General features: G+C 44.2%; 1 pseudogene. It reads right to left on the bottom strand.

The annotated features are described in order from the left end of the window. Positions 1–343, bottom strand: a pseudogene (locus CIK04_RS27720) (biotin/lipoyl-binding protein); the annotation flags it as partial. Between the last annotated feature and the right edge of the window lie 575 nt (positions 344–918).

A 918-nucleotide genomic window follows, 5' to 3' on the forward strand; every position in this document is an offset into this window, starting at 1 on the left:
TTGTAACACAGCCGCTTGGTAGTTGTCCKATTCAATGGAAAACAGCACCTCTCCACGCTTTACAATTCCCCCCGTGACAAAGTTTGGGTGCCAAGACACGACCTCACCAGAGACTTGTGCAGACAAGCGGGTCGTTTCAAAAGGCACCAACTCGCCATGGCTGGTGATCATCACTTTGTGTTCCGTCGGGAGCAGTGGGGCCGTTTCGACAATGGTTTCGACCACAGCCTCTTTTTATCGTCTGTTCCGGCCCCGATGCAGCGATGGCTTGATAAGCAACGTATCCGACCCCCAACAGAGCGACAGGTAAAATCCAACGAGCGACATTGTGTAACATGAGCATCCTTATTCTGTGTTTTATTGACCTCGCGAAAAAGTCACGCCAGCGAGGTATTGTTAATTGTTATGTTTTACGTTTCTTTCTTTGATTCGATCTCAAATCCACTTGCCGAACACACTCCAATAGGCAAGATTCATATCAAAAACTCAAAAGATAGACAGCGTAAATACCATGAAATTCCTTTTTTGTAACCAAATTTTTGTGTCAAATGTAACCTTTCCAACTTTTCAATACACTTACAATAAAGCAATTCAAGATAAAATAACATGCGCGAATATCGCTCACTTTTGGTGATATTGACCAAACACATCTTGACGCTGATGCCGCCATGGCTTTGGACATTTCTCGTTCAATAAGCGCCAGAGTCGGTTTGAAAGGCGGCTTTTTATAACCTATTTTCAAAGGTATGAATGGTTTATGCATCGCTGGAGATGACAATGAAATTTGCTTGGCAAATAGGGATACTCGCGTTGCTCCAACATGTGTTGGCACAATTACCCTCCCCTCAGGGTGACATTTTACTGACCATCAGTGGCAACATTGACAACCGAAACTCTCCGGATGGCTTTGTACTTGAT

This window comes from Vibrio sp. 03_296 (genome assembly GCF_002265885.1).